The following is a 23,737-nucleotide window of genomic DNA, read 5'->3' as shown; positions in this document are numbered from 1 at the left end:
CGCCCCGTAGGTTCGTCCGCAACGAAGGTGCTTACCTGATACGGAGGGTGTTGTGCGAATCTCGGCCGACGAACTACTGGCGCAGGTGCTCGATCCGGGGAGCTTCGTCTCCTGGGACGTAGCGCCGCTCGACGTCCACCCCGGCCCGGCGTATGCCGCAGACCTCGCCAAAGCTCGGGAGAAGAGCGGTGCCGACGAGTCGGTCACAACCGGCGTCGGCACCGTTCGGGGGCGTCGGGTCGCGGTCATCGCCTGCGATTTCAGCTTTCTCGCGGGGTCGATCGGCGTCGCCGCAGCCGAACGAATCACGTCGGCCGTCGAACGTGCCACAGCAGAACGACTTCCACTCCTGGCCTCCCCCACGTCGGGCGGGACGAGAATGCAAGAGGGCACTGTTGCGTTCGTACAGATGGTCAAGATCGCTGCGGCTGTTGCGCTCCACAAGGGGGCGCATCTGCCGTACCTCGTCTACTTGCGCAACCCCACGACTGGTGGCGTGTTCGCATCCTGGGGATCGCTGGGCCACATCACCATTGCCGAACCCGGCGCGCTGGTGGGCTTTCTCGGGCCCCGCGTCTACGAGTCGCTGTACGGCGAGAAATTCCCCGATGGCATTCAGACGTCGGAAAACCTGTACCGCAACGGCGTCATCGACGGTGTGGTGCCCGTCGAACGCCTACGCCTGCTGGTCAATCGGGCACTGTGCGTCCTCAGGGATCCCCCGGCGCCGTCAGCACCCGAAACCACAGATGTTCCCGAAATCCCCGATGTTCCGGCCTGGCAGTCGGTGATGCTCTCACGTCGCGCAGACCGTCCGGGAATCCGGCAACTCCTGCGTCACGCTGCCACCGAACAGGTTCCGCTCAGTGGCACCGGCCAAGGTGAGACCGACAAGACCATCCTGCTCTCACTCGCAAGGTTCCGGGGGTACCCCTGCATCCTGCTCGGGCAGGATCGCAGTGGGCAATCAACGCAGAACACCATGGGGCCCGCGGCGCTGCGCGAAGCCAGACGCGGCATGAAACTGGCGGAAGAACTACAACTTCCCTTGGTTCTCGTGATCGACACACTCGGGGCATCGCTGTCCAAGGAAGCCGAAGAGCGCGGATTGGCCCCCGAAATCGCCCGCTGCATAGCAGATCTCGTAATGCTCCGAACGCCAACGGTATCGGTACTTCTCGGGCAGGGTACCGGCGGCGGCGCCCTGGCACTTCTGCCGGCGGATCGGGTGCTGGCCGCGCAGAACGGATGGCTCGCACCGCTACCGCCGGAAGGTGCCAGCGCGATCGTGCACCGCGACATCACTCACGCACCGCAGATGGCGGCGGCGCAGGGAATTCGATCGTCGGATCTTCTGCGCGACGGCATCGTCGACGCCATCATCCCTGAACTACCCGATGCGGCAGATGAGCCCGTCGACTTCTCCAAACGCGTCGGTGCGGCAATCTCGCACGAACTCGCGCTGCTCGCAGATGAACCCACCGCCGCGCGAACCTCTGCTCGGATCGCTCGCTATCGAAATTTGGGAGTACCGCGATGAAACCGAAGGCGACCGATCCGAACGCGCGCACACACACCTACGACCGTGCCGCGCTCGCGCGGTTCGAAGTGTTTCTCTTCGCGTCGATAGCGACGGTACTCATTACGCGGGCCTACCTCGCCGCCGCGGGATATCCCCAAATCGGTGGCGGCGCACTGCATATCGCACACGTTCTGTGGGGCGGGCTGCTGATGGCGGTTGCGATCGTCATGACAGTCATCGCCGAGGGAAGTCGAATCCGCAACGGAGTGGCACTGATCGGCGGCATCGGATTCGGGTTGTTCATCGACGAGATCGGCAAGTTCGTCACGTCAGACGTCAACTACTTCTATCAGCCCGCCATTGCCATCATGTACGTCGTCTTCGTTCTGTTCTACCTGGTTGCACGTGAAGTGGTGATCCGGCGCGGCATGAACGACCGGCATCGACTGGCCATCGGCGCCCGTGCACTGTCGGATCTTGCTCTCGGACAACTGGATACAGCGCAGTACAACCATGCTCTGCGTGTTCTCGACGGAGTACGCGACCCCGCGCTGGCCGACCTGGCCGGTTCGATCAGGGCAGGTCTGCACTCACACACCCCCACCGGCGACAGCATCGAATCGCAGATCACGCAGTGGCGCAACTCCGTCTCCGCCCGACTCGACCTCGTCATCGGCCATCGCATCGTCCGTCGAGTCGTGCTGGCCATCTTTGTCCTGGACGCACTCAGCGCGGTAGTCAGCGTCGTCGTCGCGTTCGCGACCGACGAGGAGATCATCGCGCAGGACATCTCCGATCTTGTTGTACTGCTGTCGAGCATTACGACGGGAATCCTGGTCGTTCTCGGTGTGTGGTTCCTGTTCCGCGGACGCTACCTGCGCGCGTTGCGACTGCTACGAGCTTCCATCGTCGTCAACCTTCTCGTGACACAGGTGTTCCTGTTCGCTCAAGATCAGTTCGGCGCCCTCACCGGATTTGTTCTCTCGCTGTTCCTGCTCGCGGTACTCCGCGTCACGATTCGGCGCGAGGAGGCAGAACTTCAGCCGGCGCCCGACCCCACGCTCGAAATCCGCCACTGAGCGACGGATCGTGCCCGTCCAGCGCAATGGACCTCTCCCAGCCATCCTCGCTGTCCAATCTGTCACGTATCTGGCCTAAGGTGTTTCCCGTCATAGATGTGCGAAGTTGAAGAAAGGACCCGCGTCGATGAGCGAGAGCCCGCAGGCGTCCCACACCACCTATGCCGACGCGTACCGCGAGAGCATGGACCAGCCGGAAAAGTTCTGGCTCGACGCGGCGCAGGCAGTCGACTGGGATGTGGCCCCCACGTCAGCGCTCGACGATTCCGCGGCGCCCGTCTACCGCTGGTTTCCCGACGCGTCGCTGAACACCAGCTTCAATGCTCTCGATCGGCACGTACGCGACGGCCGCGGCGATCAGACGGCGCTGATCTTCGATTCCGCGATGGTCCCCACCAAGGCCACGTACACGTACTCGGAACTGCTCGAGCAGGTGTCACTGTTTGCCGGTGTGCTGCGCGACCAAGGTGTTGTGGCCGGTGATCGCGTCATCATCTACATGCCGATGATCCCCGAAGCCGCAATTGCGATGCTGGCGTGTGCCCGTATCGGCGCGGTGCATTCGGTGGTGTTCGGCGGATTTGCCGCGAAGGAACTCGCAACCCGTATCGACGACGCCGGCCCCGTTGTCCTGGTGACGGCGTCGGGTGGCCTCGAGCCGGGCCGCACTATCGAGTACCTGCCGATGGTCGAGAAGGCTCTGCAGCTTTCCGCGACTCCGGCTCATACCGTCATCGTGAAGAATCGTGATCAGATTCCGGGTTCGGCGGCCGATTACACGTCCAGTGGCTCGGCATGGTTCGACTGGGACGAGCTGATCTCCGACACGACGCCTGCCGATCCGGTTTCTGTCGCCGCCACGGATCCGCTCTACATCCTCTACACCTCGGGCACCACGGGTAAGCCCAAGGGCGTTGTGCGTGACAACGGCGGACACGCTGTTGCCCTCACCTGGACGATGAAAAATCTCTACAACATCTCCCCAGGCCAGGTGTGGTGGACAGCCTCCGACGTCGGCTGGGTGGTCGGACACTCGTACATCGTCTACGGCCCTCTGCTCGCGGGAGCCACCACGGTCATGTACGAGGGCAAGCCCGTCGGGACGCCGGATGCCGGCGCGTTCTGGCGCATCATCTCCGAGTACAAGGTCTCGGCACTGTTCACCGCGCCGACAGCAATTCGCGCCGTCCGCAAAGCCGATCCCGACGCGAAAGAGATTGCCAAGTACGACATCTCGTCACTGGAGACCCTGTTTGCGGCCGGTGAGCGCCTCGACCCGGACACGTACGAATGGGCGACCCGCGTTCTCGACCGTCCGGTCATCGATCACTGGTGGCAGACCGAAACCGGGTGGGCGATCTGCGCGAACCTTCGCGGCCTCGAGCCCATGGCAATCAAGGCAGGTTCCCCCACCGTTGCCTGCCCCGGTTATCGCGTCGAAATCGTCGACGGCGAAGGCAAACTCGTAGAACCCGGCACCGAGGGCAACATTGTGATCGGTCTGCCCCTACCTCCCGGCACCCTTGCCGGACTGTGGCGCGACGACGACCGCTACGTCAAGTCATACCTCTCCACTTTCGACGGTTACTACCTCACCGGCGATTCCGGCTTCATCGACGAGGACAACTACGTATTCGTCCTCGGCCGCAGTGACGACGTGATCAACGTCGCGGGCCATCGTCTGTCGACCGGCAGCATGGAAGCCGTTGTCGCCGGCCATCCCGCAGTCGCGGAGTGCGCCGTCATCGGCATCCACGACGAACTCAAGGGACAGCGCCCCAGTGGCTACGTCGTGCTCAAGTCCGGCGTCGACATCGATCCGGAGACCCTACGCAAGGAACTGGTCGCCCGGGTCCGCGATCAGATCGGTGCCGTCGCCACGTTCCGCGATGTGACGGTAGTGGGAGCCCTGCCGAAGACTCGTTCCGGCAAGATTCTGCGCAAGACCATGCGCCAGATCGCCGACAACGAGGAATACACGGTGCCGTCCACCATCGAAGACATGACCGTCCTCGAGGATCTGACGAAACTCCTTCGCGGATAACAAATTTCCCGGTTCCCCTGCCCGGCACCTCCAGAACCCGCAAGATGAACATGTTCTAGGTTTCAGGTAGTCACTCGGGCAGGGGAATCAACATGGGCAGTTTGGACGGACAGGTCGCATTCATCACCGGGGCGGCCCGCGGTCAGGGCCGCGCACACGCCGTGCGGCTCGCGTCCGAGGGCGCAGACATCATCGCGGTGGATCTGTGTTCGCCGGTCGCAACAGCCGGATACGACATGGCTACCGAAGCGGATCTGGCTCAAACCGTCACATTGGTGGAAGCACAGGGCCGACGTATCTCCGCTTCCGTCGCCGATACCCGTGACCACGACGCGCTCAAAGCCGCGGTTGATGCCGGCGTCGAGAAATTCGGTCGACTCGACATCGTCATCGCCAATGCCGGAATCGCCGCGTCAGCGAAGTTGTCGTGGGATCTGAGTCCGGAAGAATTCCGCGAACTGATGGACATCAACGTCACCGGCGTCTGGTTGACCACCAAGGTCGCAATCCCTCACATCATGAACGGCAACCGTGGCGGATCGATAGTGCTGATCAGTTCCATGGCCGGCCTGCGCGGCGTGCCGGGTATCGCCCACTACTCGGCGTCCAAGCATGCTGTCCGCGGATTGGCGAAGTCGTTGGCCAACGAGCTCGGCTGGGCCGATATCCGGGTCAATTCCGTGCACCCGGGCAACGTGCGCACCACGATGATCGACAACGAACCCATGGTTCGAGCTTTCCGGCCGGATCTCGAAAACCCGGTTCTGGAGGACACCGCGCCCATCATGTCGAAACTGAATCTTCTGCCGCATCCGTGGGTCGATCCCGAGGTGATCGCGGATGCGGTGTTCTATCTGGTGGGGCCGGCCGGCCGCGGAATCACGGGCATCGCGTTGCCCATCGACCTCGGCACCTCGGAGAAGTTCGCCGGCGGCTAGACGGCTGGAGCACCACACAAAATTGCCCCTGCCGGATGGGTCTCGAGCACCATCCGGCAGGGGCAATTCTCGGCTTGATCAAGCCTTCGTAGCAACAGAACAAGTAGTCGGCAACCTCATAGGCGCTCCTCGTCTGAAGTAGGAAACTCATGTGTGGGATGCGCAACAAACCCAAGACCAGAATAGAACCGTTCTCGGAAAAGTGCGCGCCAAACGGCGGTATTTTTTCAGATTCAGACAAACGCGGCAAGTCTCTCACCACCTATTATCGAACCGGATCGGATCTTTTCACTCGTCCCGCCCCTCACCCCGTCTACGCCACCAGGGCTCGATTCCTTACAGCAGGTGGATCACCAGCAAGATCACTGCGATGACCGGGAACAGCATCTGAACGACTGCCGCGCGCGCTTTGTCCGGCGACGAGAGGATCAGAACAAGACCGGCCGCGACCATCGACCCGGTTCCCGCGAGAACGAGTGCGATTCCCACCGACGCCGAACCCGTTGCCGCGACGACGATGCCGATCACCGAGACAATCGCCAGGAAGAGGTTGTAGAAGCCCTGGTTGAACGCCAGCGACTTTGTCGTCAAGGCCTCCTCCTCGGACTTCACGCCGAACGTCGCGCGAGTCTTCGGCGCCGTCCAGAGGATCGATTCGAGGACAAATATGTACACGTGCACAACTGCGGCGAGGGCCGCGAAGATGTAGCCGGCGACGTTCATCGGTGGACTCCTGAGTTTCGGCAGATTCTGTATCGTTCGGTCCAATATATACTGGACCGAACGATACAGAAAGGGGTGACTTTTGATGGCCCGGTCACAGGAGTTCGATACCACCAGCGCGATTGCCGCAGCGTTGGATGTGTTCTGGGCTCGCGGGTATGAAGGAACATCGCTCACCGACCTCGAAACGGCAACCGGCTTGAGTCGGTCTAGCCTCTACAACTCGTTCACCAACAAGCGTGGCGTATTCGACGCGGCGGTGCAGATGTACCTCGAACACGTCATCCGACCGCGCCTGCGCAGCCTGACCGACAATCCGACGCCTCATTCTGTCGACAACTACCTCGCTTCACTCGCGAACGCGATCGCCACCATGACCGCTGACTCCCCCCGGCGTGGGTGCTTACTACTCAACGCAACGGCCGGACTCGGCGCACACGACGACGCAGTCGCGGCTGTGATTCGTGGCTACCGGCAAGAACTCTCCGACGCGATCGAGCGCGGCCTGCAAGCACAATTCCCTACCGCAACATCGGAAACGATCGAGGATCGAACCCGAATCCTTCTGTCCTGCACGGTAAGCGCGCTGGTACTCGCACGAGTCGATACGACGCAGGCGATCGCGACGCTCGAATCAGCGCGCCGACTGAACTCGGAGTGGCAGCGGTAGCAATTTTCGAACAGGCGAATCCGCTGCCGCCCAGGTGCGGGTAGTCCATGATGCTCACATGCCCGAATTGGCCACGCCTGCCATCACCACCGGATACCTCGCGGGAATGGACCAGCCCTCGATTCGCGTCGAGACGTCCGCAATTATCCGGCCATGGATACCTGACGATGCACCCGCCGTGGTCGAAGCCTTTCAAGATCCGTCGATACAGCGGTGGCACGTCCGCCGCGCAGACTCGGTCGACGAGGCACACAGTTGGATCACTCACTGGCAAAAAGGCTGGAGCGACGAATCCGAATGCCATTGGGCAATAGTCACACCCGAAACCGGCGAACTCCTGGGCCGAATCGCCTTGAAAGGTCTGGATTTACGGGACGGCAGTGCCGACGTCGCCTATTGGATGGTCCCAGGCTCGCGAGGGCGCGGACTCTGCACCCAGGCCGTGATCACACTGTCCGAGTGGGTATTCCGTGACGCAGGATTTCACCGGCTCGAGCTCGAACACTCCATCCACAACCCACAATCCTGTCGAGTCGCCACCAAAGCCGGATTCAGCGGAGAAGGTGTTCGGCGCGGTTCCGCGAGGCACGCCGACGGGTGGCACGACATGCACATGCATGCCCGTCTCCACAGCGATCAGTCGGTGATCACTCGGTAGCGACCCGAGCCCCGAGGGCAAGTGTCTGATCCACCAATTCCGCAACTCGGTGCGGCGAGACCGGCTCGAGGTCGAACAGAATCCGGTAGATGATCGGTGCCACCACATGGTCCACTACCGAATCACCATCCACACCAGTAGCTTCCGGCCAACGCGCGAGTATCACGTCGATCTGCGTCCGACAGAAGAAGGCGCACTTGAACTTCTTCGTGCCGTCCGGTGCGTGCGTCTGCTGATCGTCGCTCATCAGCACATCTCGCAACGACGCACGACCGACCGGCGCAGACATCTCCTCGAGATACTCCTGCGCCCAGACCGTCAGATCGCCTCGGAGTGACCCCGTTTCGCGCGGGTCGGCATCCGGGCGCAGTCTCTCGATCGAGACGTCCGCAAAGACTTCGTTGATGTCGCCCCACCGTCGATAGATGGTCGACGGGGTCACACCAGCGTCGGTCGCGATCATGGGAACCGTGATCTCGGCTCGATCGCGCTGTTCCAACAACTTGCGCGCCGACGCGTGCACAGCCTGTTGGATGCGCGCACTGCGGCCACCGGGGCGCGGACCTGCGGACGGACTCATGATTCCCATCCTAACGCAAAGATGTTGCATTAGGACATAGGCAAGCGTAGCGTCCCAAACGCAAAGTATTTGCGTTTAAAGTCTTCACCACCCGCACGGGAAGCGCCACGACCATGACAACGACCGTTTCACCACTTGCCGAGAGCACCTCACGCCCGCGTCTGGGACGAGGAGCAGCTTTCACACTCATCGCCGTCATCATCGCCACGTTCCTGGGCGCATCCGCGACCCCGACACCGCTGTACGAGCACTACCAGCAGATGTGGGGATTCTCGTCGCTCGCGTCGACGCTCGTCTTCGGTATCTACGCTCTCGCACTGCTCGCTACCCTTCTGACCGCCGGGTCGTTGTCCGATCACATCGGCCGACGTCCGGTCCTGCTCGGAGCGCTCGCGCTCGAGGCGGTCTCTCTGGTGTTGTTCGCCTCGGCCGACGGCTTGGCGATTCTGCTGATCGCCCGCGTCGTGCAGGGTGTTGCCACCGGCGCCGCAATCAGTGCTTTGGGTTCTGCGCTGATCGACCTCGAACGCACTCCTGGTCGCGGTTCGATCATCAACAGCGTCGCTCCGACGGTGGGCCTAGCCGTCGGCGCGGTGGGTTCGAGTCTCATCAGTGAGCATCTCCCCCGGCCAACCAGCACTGTCTATCTGGTGCTCCTCGTACTCGTCGCTCTCGAAATCCTCGGGATATGGGCGGCGCCGGAAACCTCCGGTGGACGGCCGGGAGCTTGGCACTCATTGCGCCCCACCCTTGCCGTTCCCCGCCAAGCGCGCACGATGATCGCGTTGACCGCGCCGTGCCTGATCGCAGTCTGGGCGCTGGGCGGTTTCTACCTCTCACTCGGACCGGCGTTGGCGCGCAACGCACTCGACGTTCACAGCTCCCTCATCGGCGCCATCATGGTGGCAACACTGACAGGATTCGGCGCTGCCGCTGTGCTCACGTTCCGCAATCTCGGTGGCCGGACGGTGATGCTGATCGGAACCACCGCATTGGTGCTCGGCGTGGCCGTTACCCTCGTGGGCGCTGAAACATCTTCTGCGGTAGCGATTCTGGCAGGCACTGCCGTTGCGGGCATCGGCTTCGGAGCGGGATTCCAGGGAACTGTCTTCACCGTCATGCCGCTCGCCGAGAATCACGAACGCGCAGGTCTGTTGTCCACGGTGTACGTGATCGCCTACCTGGCCAACAGCCTTCCGGCATTGCTGGCCGGCTACCTGGTCGGCAAGGTCGGCTTGGTGGATACGACGCGTGGCTACGGGGCACTCGTCATGCTTCTTGCAGCGGCCGCACTGGTCGGACTGCTGATGACCGGAGAGCGCAAGGTCTCGATTCCGTCTGTCCCGGAGTAAGCGCGGCCATGATCGCAAATCGTCCGGTCTCACCCGACCTTGATCTCACCGTACCGTCGCAGGGCTTCCTCACGTTCGTGAGCGTGGTCGACTATCGGATCCGGATAGTCCACCGGGCGCATCGCTTTCAACGAGTGGACAGCCTTGCCCGGAATGCCGCGGAGTTCGGGCACCCACCGGCGGACATAGGCCCCGTCGGGGTCGAATTTCTCGCCCTGCGTGATCGGGTTGAATACCCGGAAGAACGGTGACGCGTCGGTGCCCGACCCTGCGGTCCATTGCCAGCCGTGTTGATTGGATGCCAGATCGCCGTCGACGAGATGCTGCATGAAGAATCGTGCGCCGCGCCACCACGGAATATGCAAGTCCTTCACCAGAAATGACGCCACGATCATCCGCACCCGATTGTGCATCCACTGCTCGGCCGCAAGCTGGCGCATCCCGGCATCCACGATCGGGAAGCCGGTTTTCCCTTCACACCAGGCCCGGAATGCGTCATCGGCAGAAGCTCCACTGTCTTGACGCAACCGGTCGAACTTGGCGTCGTAGTTTCCCCGGGCACTGTCCGGTCGTTGAAACAGAATGTCTGCGTAGAAGTCTCGCCACGCAAGCTGACGACGGTACGCCTGGGCGCCGTCGCCACTGCGCCGGGACAGATCCGCCAGTAGCGTTCGCGGGTGAATGGTGCCGTACTTGAGCGGTATCGACATTCGGCTTGTCGTGTCGAGATCCGGCCGATTGCGCTCGTCGTCGTATCCGTCAAGATTGTTCTCGCAGTATTCTTTCCACTGCGCACGAGCGCCCGCTTCGCCGACAGGATAGAGAACGTCGCTACTCGGGGACGGTATGTCGACGCGTCGCGGACCGCCGTCCTTGTCGCTTGGATCGAACCAGCCAACGGTCTGCGCATCGGTTGCTGCCGGGCCACGCCAACCGTGCTGCATCCACTGACGGAAGTACGGCGTGAAAACCTTGTACGGATCACCGTCGGATTTGGTGACCCGCCCCGGCGCAACCGCATACGGGGAACCGGTCGCGATCAACGTCACGTGTTCGGCCACTGCCGCATCCCGCGTCCGCCCGTACGGTCCGTAATCAGCGCTGATGTGAACTTCCTCGGCGCCAACAGATCTCGCAACTCGGGGAACCACGTCGACCGGGTCACCGCGCACCACCATCAACCGGCCACCCAGCTGCCGATCGAGTTCCGACAGATTGACGAACAGCAGATCCTGCCGAGGCGATCCCGCCGGCCCGAGCAATTTCTCGTCGAGAACGAAGAGGCCCAGTGCCTGTCCGCCGGCGTCGGCCGCCGCACTCAGGGCGGGATGGTCGCCCACCCGCAGATCGCGCCTGAACCAGACCACAGAGTTGTTCACCACGCCAAGCCTACCGATGTGAGCCGACGACGCACCGCAACCGACTAGACGAGGGCAGCTTCAGCCTCCGAGGCGGGCGATGGAGCCTTCTTCATCCCGGCAACCAGACACAGCGCAAGTCCGACGCCAATCCAGCACGCCAACACCAGGACCGACGTTCCTGCGCCGTGTCCGTCGAAGAACGCCAGTGAACGAACGGCTGCTCCCGCAGAACCCGGTGGCAGCAACTGCCCAAATGAACCCCAGCCAGCGGGAAGCCACGCGCTCGTCGTTGCCATGCCCGAGAGCGGATTCGCGACAAACATCATCGTGAGCGCACCCAGTGCAAATCCCTTGATACCGAACAGCGACTCGAGCCCCAGCAGCGGAAGGGAGATCGCGGAGATGCCCATGGTCAGGGCAAGCGACGTGAGGAAGTAGTTTCCGTCAAGGCTGTGTGTGCCGAACTGCAGGATCGCCGTCAGCGCGAAGCCCGCGACAACTGCAACACCGACCGCACCCACTACCCGTCTGCCGATGCTTCGCGGAAATAGTTGCACCAGAACAACAGCGGGCATCATTCCACCGAAAACCAGCGGCAGAGCCAATGCGGTGAGCCCCGCCCCGGTCGGGTCGTCGGCCGTCAGCGGCACCACGTCTTCAACCGCTACCTTTGTTCCCGACGCCTCGGACAGCGCACCGGCTACACCGGTCAGCGTTTGCGCGATCGGAGCGCCCCCGGCGGTTGCGATCAACACGTGCGGCCCGGCTGCATCCACGACAATGCCGCCGACGACGTCCCGGTGGCGGATAGCGTCGCGCACTGCATCTGCGTCGGCAAACTCCTCGGTGACAAACGCTCCCGGCTTGTTCGTCTCGAGAGAGGACGTGATCTGCGTGGTCGCCGCAGCAGGTCCGGCAATTCCCAGTTTCAACTCGTGTGCGCCGCTGTTGACCGACGGCAGCACGAACGCCAGCAGCATCACCCCGATCACCGCGGAGAGACCGATCACCACGGCAACAAGTTTCACGCGGTCGTTCGCGCCGACTTCGGTATTCATGACCCACCCTCCAAAGTGGAAGTTTTTCCTCCACTATTTGTGGAAGATATTCCTCCGGTTATGATGGGATGTCAATACCGGAGGTAGATGTGAGAGCCGATGCGCTTGCCCGCAGAAATGCGATAGTCGACGCCGCACGCGTGGTGTTCACCGAGCGTGGACGCGATGCGCCACTCGACACGGTTGCCGAACTCGCGAATGTGGGGATAGCCACCCTCTATCGGAACTTTCCGACGCGCGAGGAATTGGCGACCGCCGTCGCCCTCGCAACGCTCGTGGACGTCAGAAGAACTGCCGAACTCGCACTCGGGGTGATGTCCACCGATCCGGAAAGAGCGTGGCAGGGGCTGGTAGACAGACTTGTCGAGCTTCGGCTGGGTGCACTGATCCCCTCGTTGGTAGAGCGCAGCTACACCGAACTTGCGCCGGAGGTGTTAGCCGCCCGCGAGCTGACCAAGGCACAGATGACCGCAGCTATCGAAGCAGCTCAAGCAGCCGGACTGGTCCGCACCGATCTGCACCCTCTCGAGTTCGTCATGGCCCTGGCCAAGCTCACGCGCCCGCAAATCGAATTGACCGACGACGCTATGCCGAACCTGGTTCCGCGCCTGGTCGCGGTCTTCGTCGCGGGTCTGCGACCGGACGGCACCGATTTGCCGGTGTGATCCCCACATCTGACATCCCCGCGGGCACAATAGGACGGTGACCGACACACCCCTCATCCTCGTGGTCGACGACGACGCCGACGTCCGCTCTTCCCTCGAACGCGGATTGAGGCTCACGGGATTCACCGTCCTGACTGCGGTCGACGGCGCCGACGCCCTTCGGGTGATCGCGAACAAGCATCCTGACGCGGTCGTTCTCGACATCAACATGCCGGTACTCGACGGCACCGGAGTCGTGACGGCGTTACGCGCAGCCGGCAACGAAATCCCGATCTGCGTCCTGAGTGCCCGAAATTCTGTCGACGACCGGATTGCCGGCCTCGAATCCGGGGCCGACGACTACATGGTCAAACCTTTCGTCCTCGCCGAACTGGTCGCCCGGATCCGGGCGATGCTGAGGCGGAGCAATGCCCCGGCCAGTGATCGCGCCGAAGGCACCAATACGTTGCGTGTCGGCAATCTCGACATCGACCTGTCCGGACGCCGTGTTCACGTCGACGGCAGTGAGGTCCCGTTGACGAAACGCGAATTCGAGTTGCTCGAGGTCCTCGCCCACAACGCGGGAATCGTCCTCACCCGCGAACGCCTCCTCGAGCTTGTCTGGGGATACGACTTCGTCGCAGACACCAATGTCGTGGACGTGTTCATCGGATATCTTCGCCGCAAGTTCGAATCGGGCGGTTCGCCCCGACTGCTGCACACCGTGCGCGGAGTCGGGTTCGTCCTGCGGGAAAATCCGTGAAACGTCGGCAATACTCACTCCGAATCCGAGTAGCTGCCGCTGCCGCGTTGGGTGCCACGTTCATCGTCATCGCACTCGGCGCAGTCGTGGCGTTGGCCATCGCACGAAACAATCTCGCACAGTTGGACCGTCGTCTCGAGACCGCGTCGACGGTATTGGTGGCCAACGCCGCGACGGCCGGCCCGTTTCTCGGCGCGTTCGGGGACGGCGGCGCGTTCTCGGTGACGATCCGCAACGCCGCCAACGGCGCCGTCATGTCGAGCACTCCCACTCGGCTTCCCGAACTGCCGCCGGGTTCGGAAACCGTCGAAGTGGACGGGACCATGTACCGCGCGTACACGTCGGAAGCCGAAGGCATCAACGCTCTTGTCTCACTGGCAGTTCCGTACGCAGAGGCCCGCGACATCACGGTCGAACAGCAACGCCAGGTTGCCTTCTTCGGACTGGGCGCCGTGGCCGCTGCCGCGGCTCTCGGCTGGTTGTTCGGCGGTCCCGCGGTGCGTCCACTGGTGGAATTGACCCGCCGGATCGCCCGACGCGATCCGGACCTTGCGACGCAGGTTTCCGGCATCCGAGAGGCGGACGAGCTTGCGGCAGCGGCAGAGTCGATGCTCAAGGACGTCGCCAGTGCGCAAGCTGCAACGACGTCGGCGTTGGCAACTGCTCGCGATTTTGCCTCCGCCGCGGCACACGAGCTGCGCACTCCTCTCACCGCCATGCGCACGGATATCGAAGTGCTGTCCACGGTTGAACTGAATCAGTCTCAGCGGCAGGAGATCCTGGTCGATCTCGCCCGCGCTCAGGGACGGGTCGAATCGACCTTGCGGGACCTCGAGCGGCTCGCGAAGGGTGAGCTGTCCACGTCCGAGGACTTCAAGGACACCGACCTCGTCGAAGTGTGCGATATCGCCGCCGAAGAGGCGATGCGTCTCTATCCGAATCTGCGAGTGAGCGTCGACGCCACCGATTCACCGGTGCCGTATCGCATACACGCACTGCCCGGCGGCATTCGTCTGATCCTCGACAACGCCATCACCAATGCCGTGCGGCACGGCCGTGCTACCGAAGTGCGCATCACTCTGGGTTACCGGTCGGGCACACCTGCCGAGTTCACCATTACCGTGGACGACAACGGTTCCGGCATCCCCGTAGACGAGCGCGAGGCAGTGTTCGGGCGATTCACGCGCGGGTCTACGGCCAGTCAGACCGGTTCCGGACTGGGGCTTGCCCTGGTAGCGCAGCAAGCCTCCATCCACGGTGGCAGCACTTCGTTCCATGACAGCCCGCTTGGCGGAGCGCGGTTGCTGATCGAACTCAAAAATCTGTCAACGCACAACTGAATCGAAGGCAGGAACAATGTCCGAACCGTATGTCGCGCAACCCAATCGCTACACCACCATGCCCTACCGCCGTACCGGCAGAAGCGGCCTGAAGCTGCCCGCGATCTCGCTGGGTCTGTGGCACAACTTCGGTGACGACGTCCCCGTCGAGCGTCAGCGAGCCGTGCTACGACGCGCATTCGACCTCGGGATCACCCACTTCGATCTGGCCAACAACTACGGGCCACCGTACGGCAGTGCCGAAACGAACTTCGGACGGATCTTGCGGGAGGACTTTTCATCCCACCGCGACGAGTTGGTCATCTCGTCGAAGGCCGGATGGGACATGTGGCCGGGCCCTTATGGTTTCGGCGGTTCACGCAAGTACCTACTGGCTTCGCTCGACCAGTCGCTGGGCCGTCTGGGAGTTGACTACGTCGATATCTTCTACAGCCACCGCCCCGACGCGGAGACCCCGATCGAGGAAACTGCCGGAGCACTCATCAGCGCAGTCCAGCAGGGCAAGGCGTTGTACGCGGGGATCAGCTCGTACTCCCCCGAACGCACCAGCGCTGTCGCCGCGGTGCTCGAGGCAGCCGGTGTTCCGCTGCTGATTCACCAGCCGAGCTACTCGATGCTGAACCGGTGGATCGAACAGGACCTTCTCAGCACGGTCGACGAGCTCGGCGTCGGTGTGATTGCGTTCTCCCCCTTGGCACAGGGAATGCTCACCGACCGATACCTCAGCGGCGTACCCGAGGATTCTCGTGCAGCACAAGGTAAATCACTCGACCCGTCGTGGCTCACCGACGATGCCCTGACTCACATCCGGGCCCTCGACGCCATCGCTCGTGGCCGAGGCCAGTCGTTGGCGCAACTCGCGCTGAGTTGGGCGCTCCGCGATTCGCGTGTCACCTCGGTGCTGATCGGGGCGTCCAGCGTCGCACAGCTCGAAGCCAACGTCGGGGCACTCGACAACCTCGAGTTCAGCGCCGACGAACTGGCCTCCATCGATCAACATGCACGTGACAGCGGCATCAACCTGTGGGCGGAGGCCAGTTCGATCTGAGCGGACGGACCTACGACACCGTCGGCAACTCCACGTTGACGTGCTCGCCCTCTTCGAAGACTGCCGACGCCGGTCCCACGATCAGGGGATCCGGGATTCCCACAACCCGGTGATCCTTGTTGGGGTACTCGAAGGAGGCGAGCACGTGACGCATCGCTTCGAGCCGGGCACGTTTCTTGTCGTTGCTCTTGATCACCGTCCACGGAGCATCGCCGGTGTCCGTGTAGAAGAACATCGCTTCCTTGGCCTGGGTGTAGTCGTCCCACTTGTCCAGGGAGGCAAGGTCGGTGGGTGAGAGCTTCCACTGGCGCACCGGGTCGGTTCGACGCGCCGCGAACCGCGCCAACTGTTCCTCACGGCTCACCGAGAACCACAACTTGTGCAGGTGAATTCCGGAGTTGACGAGCATCCGCTCGAAGTCCGGTGCCTCCCGCATGAATTCGAGATATTGCGTCGGTGTGCAGTACCCCATCACCCGTTCGACGCCGGCGCGGTTGTACCACGACCTGTCCATCATCACGATTTCGCCGCCGCTCGGAAGATGCGCGACATACCGCTGGAAATACCACTGTGTGCGCTCGATGTCCGTCGGCTTCTCCAGAGCGACGACGCGCGCACCACGCGGATTGAGATGTTCGGTGAACCGCTTGATGGAACCGCCCTTGCCCGCCGCGTCTCGGCCTTCGAAGATGATCAGGACCTTCTGACCGGTCTCCTTGACCCACAACTGCAGCTTGAGCAATTCGATCTGGAGTCGGCGCTTCTTCCGCTCGTACTCCCGGCGCGACATCTTCTTCTCGTACGGGTAGCCCTGCTTCCAGGCATCCGCGTATTCGGCCGGCTCCAGCCCACCGAGTTTGTCCGTCAGGTTCGCGATCTCGTCGATCTCGTGCGCGTAGTCCTCGGTCACGGAGATTCTGGTGCCGCTGACAGGCAGGTCGGGAACCCGGCCGTCGACACCGCTTGACTCAGGACTCATAAGTTGTGCGCTCCTTACCGTCGAGCATCCGGAATGTGAATTTTACGCTCCGATGTCCGGCCACGTACGATCTCTGCTGCATTTACCGCGAATGCGGAGCAACACACGTTGCCCGCGGGCTGGCAACATGTCGCTGCCTCACGGCGCACTGGTGCCAGCACGGTACTTTGAATCGAGGCAACCACAACGGCTGCCGATACCTGCATGAGAAGAGTTCTGAGGATATGCGCGTTGACGGACGGGACATCCCGGTAACGGGAAGCCTGCTGCCGCCGCTGCAACGCAGAACCAGCGACATCATGCGCGTCGTATTTGCCGCAGTCGTCCTTGGCGCTGTCATCGCAGGCTCACTGATTACCCGTAGCCAGTGGGACGCCCTCGAAACCTCCGTGTCCAACATCGTCGGTGTTCTCTCCCCGAGCCTGTCCGACACCGTGTACCTGCTGTACGGACTCGCCATCCTGGCTCTCCCGTTCGCGATTCTCATCGAACTGATCGTCGGCAGACGGTGGAAGCTGTTTGCCGGATACGCCGCGGCAGCACTGTGCGCGCTGGTAGCGCTGTCCTTCACCGGAACGGGCCTCTCCGCCCCGAAATGGCACCTCGACGTGCCCGACCGCCTCGACGCCACCTTCCTGTCCCAGTTCCTCGACGATCCCCGGTGGATCGCGATGCTGGCCGCCGTTCTGACCGTGTCCGGTCCGTGGCTGGCGAAGAAGTGGCGACGAGCCTGGTGGACTCTTCTTCTGCTGTTCGCTCCGATCCACCTAGTGGTCAGCGCGATCGTGCCGGCCCGGTCGATGCTCGGGTTGGCCGTCGGCTATCTCATCGGTGCCGTCATCGTGCTGCTCGTCGGCACACCCGCCCTCGAAGTTCCGCTCGACTCCGCAGTGCGCGTGCTGTCCAAACGCGGTTACCGTGTCACAGCCGTCCGCGTGGTCAGCCCGTCAGGTCTCGGCCCACTCGTCCTGTCCGCAACCGTCGACGAAGTCCCCGATGACGAACTCTGCGAGGACCTGACCGTCGAACTGTACGGACAGAATCAACGCAGCAGCGGCGTGATCCGCCAGACCTTCCGCTGGATTTCCCTGCGCAATCGTGAAACTCCGCCGCGCCATGCGTCGCTCCGCCGCGCCGTCGAACATCGCGCCTTGATGGGAATCGCTTTTGCCGACATCGGACTCGCCAGTTCCAAAGCGGTGGCGACCGCGCCACTCGATCGTGGCTGGGAAATGTATGCGCGCCCCACTCCCCGTGGGATCCCGCTCGCCGTCGCTGCTCGGGATCAGAAGACCGAGGATCTCGATGCGGACGGTCCGTCCACCAAACTTGTCGACACGCTGTGGCAGACCCTGCATACGACGCACGTTCATCAGATGGCGCACGGCGACCTCCGAGCATCCGAGATCCACGTCGACGGCGGCGGAGTCCTGTTCGGTGGCTACGCCTACTCCGAATTCGGCGCCACCGACGTGCAGATGCAATCGGACAACGCACAACTACTCTTGACCACGGCCGCGCTGTTCGGCGTCGAACCGGCCGTGGACGCCGCTATCCGGACTCAAGGCGCAGAAACAATTCTTGCCGCTTCCGGCCGGTTGACGACCGCGGCAATGCCGAACCGAATCCGCAAGGGCATCCCCGATTCCACCCCGCTGATGACCGCGATCCGCGACGAAGTCGGCGCCAAGAACGGCATCGAGAAAATCGCCCCGGCACAGGTCACACGATTCAGCCGCAATCAGATCATCCAGTTGGTGCTTCTCATCGGCTTGGTCTACGTCGCCTACCCGTTCCTGACCCAGGTGCCGACATTCCTCTCCGAACTCAAGACCGCCAACTGGTGGTGGGCACTTCTCGGACTCGGTGTATCGGCACTGACCTACGTCGGCGCCGCCGCTGCTCTCTGGGCCTGCGCGTCGTCGATGGTCAGTTATCGACATCTTCTGATCATGCAGGTAGCCAACACGTTTGCCGCAACCACCACACCCGCCGGGGTCGGCGGCCTGGCCCTGAGTGTGCGATTCCTCCAGAAAGGCGGACTCGGAACCGTCCGGGCCACCGCTGCGGTTGCGCTGCAACAAACAGTTCAAGTAGTCACTCACGTCGGTCTGCTGATCTTCTTCTCCGTCGTTGCCGGCCGAGATACCAACCTGTCGCACTTCATCCCCGGAACGACGGTGCTGTCCCTAATCGGCGGCATCGCGCTGGGAATTCTGGGCGCCTTCATGTTCATCCCCAAACTCAGACGCTGGCTCAACAATGATCTCAAGCCACAGATCACCGAAGTTCTCGGCGAACTGAGCCTGTTGGCGCGCAACCCCACTCGCTTCCTGATCATCGTCGGCGGAAGTGCTGCAACAACTCTCGGCGCAGCTCTGGCACTGTGGGCAAGCGTCGAGGCATTCGGCGGCGGAACCACGTTCATCACCGTCACCATCGTGACCATGATCGGCGGAACGCTTGCATCGGCCGCACCGACACCAGGCGGCGTCGGCGCCGTCGAGGCCGCCCTCATAGGCGGCCTGACGGCATTCGGACTCCCAGCGAGCATTGCAGTTCCTTCGGTCCTCCTCTACCGCGTGCTGACCTGTTGGCTGCCCGTCTTCTGCGGTTGGCCCATCTTGCGTTGGCTGCAGAAGAAAGACATGGTCTGAAAAAGCCACTACCGGCGAACGATGTGGGCCTGCACGGCTTTTCCCTCCTCGTCGATCCAGCCCTTACTGCAGGCGTAGTCGACCATCGCCGTCACGTCTTCAGTGGCGTACTCGATCCGCCTCGTCAGAATGAAAGCGCGTGCACCGCGCACATAGCCGAAATCCTGAGCGCGCAGCACCTCGTCGAGTTCATGCTCTGTCATGTCCGACGGCACCTCGACATGAAAGTCCCGCGAGTTCCTCGCATCCTCGACGCTGACCCGGCCTTCCTCTACCGCGATGTACACGTCAGGCCTTGTCTGCGATCTCTTGGGCATACTTCTTCGTCATGTGGTCAACCGCGTCGAGTTGCGCCTTCGCATGTCCCTCACGGACCGCCCGTGCATGCTCTGCTGCATCCAGCGTGGCCTGCGCCTGCCCCTGAAAATGAGGAAAGACCTCCTGCGCGAACAACTCTGCCGAACGACGCGTGTCCTGCGGGTTCGCCCAGTCGTGTCCCATCTGCAGCATGCACCCGAATCCACCGGACTGATCCCACAGTCGCTGCACCTGACGCCGAGCCTGCTCGGGCGTGCCGATAACGCCGATTCCGGCCTCGTTGACGAAGTCGATCATCTCGTTCAACCGAGCACCGGAGACCGCCATCTGAGGGAAGGCCGCAACGTGTTGGAAGTAGTCGAACCACTCCTCGATTCCGTACTCCACCTGTTTGCGCGCTTCCGCTTCGGTTTCCGCAATGTGGAACGGCCCGGCCAAGGACCACCGACGACGGTCCACCGTGGTGCCGTTGGCTTCTGCGCGCTCCTCCATGACGTTCCAGTGATGTGCCAGCGCATCGAAACCGTCGGCGGACAGAGTCGCGCCGATGGACAGCAAACCCAGACCGTGTGTACCGGCCAGTCGTGGACCGGTCGGGGAAGCGACTGCGGCAACGGTGATTTCGATACCGTTTTCCGAATACGGGGCAAGTTGCAGCTTCGCGTCGAACAGCTCGTGAGTGCGGGTCTTTGCCGATACCGTCTCTCCACGGAGAAGCCGAACGACGATGTCGAGGTTCTCCTGCAACAACTCTCGCGTGTCCGTCGGGTTGAGTCCGATCATCGCCGAGTCGGTGGGCAACGATCCGGGCCCGACGCCGAAGATCGTTCGACCGTGAGTCAGGTGGTCCAACTGCATGATTCGATCAGCTGCCCACAGGGGATTGTGATACGACAGTGACGTCACGCCGGTTCCGAAACGAATTCGCGGCGCCCGCTGCGACGCCGCGGCAATCATGATTTCCGGTGATGCAATGATTTCGCTTCCGGCAGAGTGATGTTCACCGAACCATGCCTCGTCGTAGCCTAACCGGTCGAGATGTTCGACCAGTTCGAGATCGCGCTGCAACGCTGCCGTCGGATTGCGACCTGGGACGTGAAACGGTGCCATGAAATACCCGAAACGAAGCCTGCTCATCGGTGTCTCCTCGTGCCGTTGGCCAATTCTTGGCCGTGCACACACAGGCTATCGAGCGAGTGACGCGAGTCACAGTGCACGAAAGTGGATACTTTCAGGCCGGCCGATCGGCCAATTTCTGCTGGTAGACCAACTTCACGAACTCCGCACGATTGCGCACATGCAGAACGGCAAGGATCCGGCTGACGTACTTCTTCACCGTATCGGGACTCAATGACAAGATCACCGCGATCTCGTCATTCGTATGGCCGTCGGCCAGCAATTCGGCAAGATCCCGCTGGCGACGCGTCAGCTTTTCCTGCCAACTCGGGTTGGACTGACCGGGCAAGGTCTGACACAACAGTGATAATTGCCGACCCACAATTCCCAAACCCGCCACGTCGGTCGCAGACAGATCTTTGCCCTCGGAATCGAAAATCCCGACCAATCCGTGAACGCCGTGAGCAAGTTGGAGGTGCATGACCGCCGCGCTGTGCAACCGCTTGCGATACAGAAAGTCACTGAGGTATGTCGCCGATTCCGATGGCACATCGGATAATTGGGTGTGGGTGATGGCCGGCGACGACATCAAGGTCGCCCGTGATTGCGCTGTCGCGAAGACGTCGTCGGGATACCACCGCGCTTGATACTCGTCGAGAATCGGAGTGATCCGACCGGTGGTCACCGGATTCGGATCCGCGAAGGCCGACGTGAACGTGGGACCGACGAGGAAGGTGGTGTTGGGGCAGCGGTAATGATCGTGCAGGGCCACCATGAGAAGGCCCTTGAGTTCGTCCAACGTCTTCGCAGTCGAGCAGTAGTCGAGTATCGCAAAGACACGGTCGTAGTCCGCCGCTGACAGAGCCACGTCACTGCCTCCACGCACAACTACCACCTCACCAGAAAATATGATCCAGATCACTCAACGAACAGCATAGGCACTGAGCTCGCCAAAACGGACAGGTTCGCCTCCTACCAGCACCGTTGCAGCAAAATCTCGGACAACCGAACTCGACTCGACAATCTCGTCTCGATTTATCGACAACTGTCGAAAAAAGCGTAAGGTGATTGCATCGCCCGCCGCCGCATCACATCTCGAGGCCCAGCGGAACGGGGAAACGAGAAAGGCACGTTCATGACCACCACCGCTCACGCCGCAGTCGTCCGGGGCACCGACTCCCCGTTCTCCTTCGAAGATGTTGTGCTCGACAATCTGCAGCCCGCCGAAATTCTCGTCAAGATCGTCGCGTCCGGCCTGTGCCACACCGACCTCGCAGTAGTTCACGGCGATCTCCCCGGCGCCTTCCCGATGGTTCTCGGCCACGAAGGCGCAGGCATCGTCGAGGAAATCGGATCCGGCGTCACCGATCTGGCCGTCGGCGACCACGTAGCCGTGTCGTTTGCGTCCTGTGGCCATTGCCTCAATTGCCTCGCCGGACGTGAGGCCTACTGCACCAAGTTCATGATGCTCAACATCGCCGGCGTCCGCGAAGACGGAACCGGCACGATGTCAGCGCCCGACGGAGGTGAGATGCACGGATCCTTCTTCGGCCAGTCATCCTTTGCCACCCACGCCATCGTCGCAGCCCGCAACGCCGTGAAGATCTCCAAGGACGTACCCCTCGACATCGTCGGCCCGCTCGGCTGCGGAATCCAGACGGGCGCCGGAACAGTCCTCAACTCGCTGAACATCCCCGCCGGTTCCAGCATCGTCGTCAGCGGTACCGGTGCGGTCGGCCTCTCCGCCATCATGGGCGCCAAGGTTGCCGGAGCCACCACCATCATCGCGGTCGACGTACTCGACGAGCGACTCGAATTCGCCAAGCGACTCGGCGCAACACACGTCGTCAACGGCCGGATTGACGACGTCGTCGCCAGGATCATGGAGATCACCGACAGCGTCGGTGCGGCATATGCCGTTGACACGACGGCGATTCCGGCTGTCATCGAGAACGTCGTCAACGCCACCCGCTTCGGCGCCTCCATCGCGCTGGTCGGTGTCGGCAAGCCCGGTGCGACCATCCCGCTCGGCCTGGTCTCCGGTGCAGGAAAGACTCTCATCGGCGCAGTCGAGGGTGATTCCGTGCCACAGATCTTCATCCCCGAACTCATCGCGATGTACCAGGCCGGCATGTTCCCGTTCGACCAACTCATCACCACCTACCCGTTCGATCAGATCGAGAAGGCGATTGCGGACACCCAGTCGGGCGTCGCGGTCAAGGCCGTTCTCACGATGCCATGATCGAACGCGCACCAGACCCCCGCAGCCTTCGTACGGTCGCGAACCTCCGCAATGCGCTGCGGGTGTCTCTGCGCGAGCACCCACTCGACGACATCAGCGTGAGCGAACTGTGCCGCCACGCCGACGTCCGGCGTACGACGTTCTACACGCACTATTCGAGCGTCGCCGATCTCCTCACCGAAATGCTGACCACGGACATCGATCGGCTCCTGGATGTGCCGGGCACCGCCGGAAAGTCCGTCGCACAGTTGGCGGAGGATTTCCAGGAGACCCTCGTGGCGGCCTTCCGACTGGTGACCGACGAACGGCACAACTTCCGCGTCGGGTTCGACTCCGACGCGTCCGCGCCGCTTCGTCGCTCGCTCACTGCGATGTTCGCTCGACGGGTCGATATCGCCTTGGGCATCTGGCATGCCCAAGGCGCTGCTCTCGACGCGGATCCAGTCGCCGCGGCAGCATTTGTCTCGGGTGGTCTCACTGCGTCTGTCGAGGCCTGGGCGTCATCCGACGAGACCGACGCCGAATGCTGGGCCAACAGTGTGCGCGACCAGATGCCGCCGTGGTGGCCCAGAGTCTGACCTTCGCAAAAACGGACAAATGCGGCGCTCACCTGCAGTGTCTGAGCCGATGGCGGATACTTTCCAC

22 protein-coding genes are annotated in these 23,737 nt (G+C 62.5%); 14 read left to right on the top strand and 8 right to left on the bottom strand.

What is annotated here, in order from left to right:
* Positions 1-52 precede the first annotated feature (52 nt).
* The 4 genes from FFI94_RS06395 to FFI94_RS06380 all read left to right on the top strand — a co-directional run bounded on the left by FFI94_RS06395 (position 53) and on the right by FFI94_RS06380 (position 5,583).
* Positions 53-1,540: a carboxyl transferase domain-containing protein gene (locus FFI94_RS06395; RefSeq protein ID WP_138872247.1), complete on the top strand. Its 1,488-nt coding sequence runs from the start codon at positions 53-55 to the stop codon at positions 1,538-1,540.
* Complete coding sequence (locus tag FFI94_RS06390; RefSeq protein ID WP_138872246.1) at positions 1,537-2,601, top strand: hypothetical protein; 1,065 nt, start codon at positions 1,537-1,539, stop codon at positions 2,599-2,601. Before FFI94_RS06395 ends, FFI94_RS06390 begins: the two co-directional genes overlap by 4 nt.
* Before the next feature lie 127 nt (positions 2,602-2,728).
* A complete protein-coding gene (locus FFI94_RS06385; protein ID WP_138872245.1) occupies positions 2,729-4,645 on the top strand; it encodes a propionyl-CoA synthetase in 1,917 nt (638 codons plus the stop codon).
* Between the two features lie 92 nt (positions 4,646-4,737).
* Positions 4,738-5,583 carry a mycofactocin-coupled SDR family oxidoreductase gene (locus FFI94_RS06380; protein ID WP_138872244.1) on the top strand — a complete coding sequence of 282 codons (846 nt, stop codon included), beginning with the start codon at positions 4,738-4,740 and terminating at the stop codon, positions 5,581-5,583.
* Positions 5,584-5,919: 336 nt separating this feature from the next.
* Here FFI94_RS06380 and FFI94_RS06375 read toward each other — a convergent pair whose 3' ends face one another.
* Positions 5,920-6,306, bottom strand: a complete 387-nt coding sequence (locus FFI94_RS06375) for a DUF1304 domain-containing protein (protein ID WP_138872243.1) — start codon at positions 6,304-6,306, stop codon at positions 5,920-5,922.
* A gap of 85 nt (positions 6,307-6,391) precedes the next feature.
* On the opposite strand from FFI94_RS06375, the gene FFI94_RS06370 reads away from it, so the two are divergent.
* Together FFI94_RS06370 and FFI94_RS06365 are read left to right on the top strand one after the other, a co-directional pair.
* Positions 6,392-6,976: a TetR/AcrR family transcriptional regulator gene (locus FFI94_RS06370; protein WP_138872242.1), complete on the top strand. Its 585-nt coding sequence runs from the start codon at positions 6,392-6,394 to the stop codon at positions 6,974-6,976.
* A 58-nt stretch (positions 6,977-7,034) separates the two neighbouring features.
* The gene (locus tag FFI94_RS06365; protein WP_138872241.1) at positions 7,035-7,634 is read left to right on the top strand and encodes a GNAT family N-acetyltransferase; all 600 of its coding nucleotides are present in this window, start codon (positions 7,035-7,037) and stop codon (positions 7,632-7,634) included.
* Here FFI94_RS06365 and FFI94_RS06360 read toward each other — a convergent pair.
* Positions 7,624-8,214: a TetR/AcrR family transcriptional regulator gene (locus FFI94_RS06360; RefSeq protein ID WP_138872240.1), complete on the bottom strand. Its 591-nt coding sequence runs from the start codon at positions 8,212-8,214 to the stop codon at positions 7,624-7,626. The genes FFI94_RS06365 and FFI94_RS06360 overlap by 11 nt on opposite strands.
* Before the next feature lie 113 nt (positions 8,215-8,327).
* On the opposite strand from FFI94_RS06360, the gene FFI94_RS06355 reads away from it, so the two are divergent.
* On the top strand, positions 8,328-9,566 hold the full coding sequence (locus tag FFI94_RS06355; RefSeq protein WP_138872239.1) for an MFS transporter: 1,239 nt from the start codon (positions 8,328-8,330) through the stop codon (positions 9,564-9,566).
* Positions 9,567-9,595: 29 nt separating this feature from the next.
* Here the strand turns inward: FFI94_RS06355 and FFI94_RS06350 are convergent, their stop codons facing one another.
* Complete coding sequence (locus FFI94_RS06350; protein ID WP_138872238.1) at positions 9,596-10,945, bottom strand: deoxyribodipyrimidine photo-lyase; 1,350 nt, start codon at positions 10,943-10,945, stop codon at positions 9,596-9,598.
* A 44-nt stretch (positions 10,946-10,989) separates the two neighbouring features.
* Positions 10,990-11,985 (bottom strand): ABC transporter permease, encoded by a 996-nt coding sequence (locus tag FFI94_RS06345; RefSeq protein WP_138872237.1) that lies wholly within the window; start codon positions 11,983-11,985, stop codon positions 10,990-10,992.
* A gap of 89 nt (positions 11,986-12,074) precedes the next feature.
* Here FFI94_RS06345 and FFI94_RS06340 point away from each other — a divergent pair, with 89 nt between their 5' ends.
* From FFI94_RS06340 to mgrA, 4 genes are read left to right on the top strand one after another with little or no spacing between them, the layout of a single operon-like run.
* On the top strand, positions 12,075-12,650 hold the full coding sequence (locus FFI94_RS06340) for a TetR/AcrR family transcriptional regulator (protein WP_138872236.1): 576 nt from the start codon (positions 12,075-12,077) through the stop codon (positions 12,648-12,650).
* 37 nt (positions 12,651-12,687) lie between these two features.
* A complete protein-coding gene (locus FFI94_RS06335; protein WP_138872235.1) occupies positions 12,688-13,392 on the top strand; it encodes a response regulator transcription factor in 705 nt (234 codons plus the stop codon).
* The gene (locus FFI94_RS06330) at positions 13,389-14,732 is read left to right on the top strand and encodes a sensor histidine kinase KdpD (protein WP_138872234.1); all 1,344 of its coding nucleotides are present in this window, start codon (positions 13,389-13,391) and stop codon (positions 14,730-14,732) included. Before FFI94_RS06335 ends, FFI94_RS06330 begins: the two co-directional genes overlap by 4 nt.
* Positions 14,733-14,748: 16 nt before the next feature.
* Positions 14,749-15,780, top strand: coding sequence for an L-glyceraldehyde 3-phosphate reductase (gene mgrA / locus FFI94_RS06325; RefSeq protein ID WP_138872233.1), 1,032 nt, complete (start codon positions 14,749-14,751; stop codon positions 15,778-15,780).
* A gap of 10 nt (positions 15,781-15,790) precedes the next feature.
* On the opposite strand, the gene ppk2 is transcribed toward mgrA, so the two are convergent.
* Positions 15,791-16,759, bottom strand: a complete 969-nt coding sequence (gene ppk2 / locus FFI94_RS06320) for a polyphosphate kinase 2 (RefSeq protein ID WP_260683887.1) — start codon at positions 16,757-16,759, stop codon at positions 15,791-15,793.
* 224 nt (positions 16,760-16,983) lie between these two features.
* Here ppk2 and FFI94_RS06315 point away from each other — a divergent pair, with 224 nt between their 5' ends.
* Positions 16,984-19,416 carry a lysylphosphatidylglycerol synthase transmembrane domain-containing protein gene (locus tag FFI94_RS06315; protein WP_138872232.1) on the top strand — a complete coding sequence of 811 codons (2,433 nt, stop codon included), beginning with the start codon at positions 16,984-16,986 and terminating at the stop codon, positions 19,414-19,416.
* A gap of 8 nt (positions 19,417-19,424) precedes the next feature.
* Here FFI94_RS06315 and FFI94_RS06310 read toward each other — a convergent pair whose 3' ends face one another.
* The 3 genes from FFI94_RS06310 to FFI94_RS06300 form a co-directional block, all read right to left on the bottom strand.
* The gene (locus FFI94_RS06310; RefSeq protein WP_260683884.1) at positions 19,425-19,619 is read right to left on the bottom strand and encodes a hypothetical protein; all 195 of its coding nucleotides are present in this window, start codon (positions 19,617-19,619) and stop codon (positions 19,425-19,427) included.
* Positions 19,620-19,704: 85 nt separating this feature from the next.
* Complete coding sequence (locus FFI94_RS06305; protein WP_138872231.1) at positions 19,705-20,871, bottom strand: LLM class flavin-dependent oxidoreductase; 1,167 nt, start codon at positions 20,869-20,871, stop codon at positions 19,705-19,707.
* Positions 20,872-20,965: 94 nt separating this feature from the next.
* Positions 20,966-21,718 carry a response regulator transcription factor gene (locus FFI94_RS06300; RefSeq protein WP_138873629.1) on the bottom strand — a complete coding sequence of 251 codons (753 nt, stop codon included), beginning with the start codon at positions 21,716-21,718 and terminating at the stop codon, positions 20,966-20,968.
* A 267-nt stretch (positions 21,719-21,985) separates the two neighbouring features.
* Between FFI94_RS06300 and FFI94_RS06295 the strand changes: the two genes are divergently transcribed.
* Together FFI94_RS06295 and FFI94_RS06290 are read left to right on the top strand one after the other, a co-directional pair.
* Positions 21,986-23,092 (top strand): NAD(P)-dependent alcohol dehydrogenase, encoded by a 1,107-nt coding sequence (locus tag FFI94_RS06295; RefSeq protein WP_138872230.1) that lies wholly within the window; start codon positions 21,986-21,988, stop codon positions 23,090-23,092.
* Entirely contained in the window at positions 23,089-23,670 is a 582-nt protein-coding gene (locus FFI94_RS06290) for a TetR/AcrR family transcriptional regulator (protein WP_138872229.1), read from the top strand. Before FFI94_RS06295 ends, FFI94_RS06290 begins: the two co-directional genes overlap by 4 nt.
* Positions 23,671-23,737: the final 67 nt, after the last annotated feature.

This window comes from Rhodococcus sp. KBS0724 (assembly GCF_005938745.2).
Lineage (GTDB): Bacteria > Actinomycetota > Actinomycetes > Mycobacteriales > Mycobacteriaceae > Rhodococcus_F.
This window is presented reverse-complemented; position numbering and strand designations above follow the sequence as displayed.

Excerpts from the sequence above, each read along its gene's own strand:
- mgrA (WP_138872233.1), top strand. The coding sequence starts at position 14,749 with ATGTCCGAACCGTATGTCGCGCAACCCAATCGCTACACCACCATGCCC.
- FFI94_RS06390 (WP_138872246.1), top strand. The coding sequence starts at position 1,537 with ATGAAACCGAAGGCGACCGATCCGAACGCGCGCACACACACCTACGAC.
- FFI94_RS06315 (WP_138872232.1), top strand. The coding sequence starts at position 16,984 with ATGCGCGTTGACGGACGGGACATCCCGGTAACGGGAAGCCTGCTGCCG.
- FFI94_RS06290 (WP_138872229.1), top strand. The coding sequence starts at position 23,089 with ATGATCGAACGCGCACCAGACCCCCGCAGCCTTCGTACGGTCGCGAAC.
- FFI94_RS06310 (WP_260683884.1), bottom strand. The coding sequence starts at position 19,619 with ATGACAGAGCATGAACTCGACGAGGTGCTGCGCGCTCAGGATTTCGGC.
- FFI94_RS06295 (WP_138872230.1), top strand. The coding sequence starts at position 21,986 with ATGACCACCACCGCTCACGCCGCAGTCGTCCGGGGCACCGACTCCCCG.
- FFI94_RS06370 (WP_138872242.1), top strand. The coding sequence starts at position 6,392 with ATGGCCCGGTCACAGGAGTTCGATACCACCAGCGCGATTGCCGCAGCG.
- FFI94_RS06355 (WP_138872239.1), top strand. The coding sequence starts at position 8,328 with ATGACAACGACCGTTTCACCACTTGCCGAGAGCACCTCACGCCCGCGT.
- FFI94_RS06385 (WP_138872245.1), top strand. The coding sequence starts at position 2,729 with ATGAGCGAGAGCCCGCAGGCGTCCCACACCACCTATGCCGACGCGTAC.
- ppk2 (WP_260683887.1), bottom strand. The coding sequence starts at position 16,759 with ATGAGTCCTGAGTCAAGCGGTGTCGACGGCCGGGTTCCCGACCTGCCT.
- FFI94_RS06380 (WP_138872244.1), top strand. The coding sequence starts at position 4,738 with ATGGGCAGTTTGGACGGACAGGTCGCATTCATCACCGGGGCGGCCCGC.
- FFI94_RS06345 (WP_138872237.1), bottom strand. The coding sequence starts at position 11,985 with ATGAATACCGAAGTCGGCGCGAACGACCGCGTGAAACTTGTTGCCGTG.
- FFI94_RS06360 (WP_138872240.1), bottom strand. The coding sequence starts at position 8,214 with ATGAGTCCGTCCGCAGGTCCGCGCCCCGGTGGCCGCAGTGCGCGCATC.
- FFI94_RS06365 (WP_138872241.1), top strand. The coding sequence starts at position 7,035 with ATGCCCGAATTGGCCACGCCTGCCATCACCACCGGATACCTCGCGGGA.
- FFI94_RS06375 (WP_138872243.1), bottom strand. The coding sequence starts at position 6,306 with ATGAACGTCGCCGGCTACATCTTCGCGGCCCTCGCCGCAGTTGTGCAC.
- FFI94_RS06305 (WP_138872231.1), bottom strand. The coding sequence starts at position 20,871 with ATGAGCAGGCTTCGTTTCGGGTATTTCATGGCACCGTTTCACGTCCCA.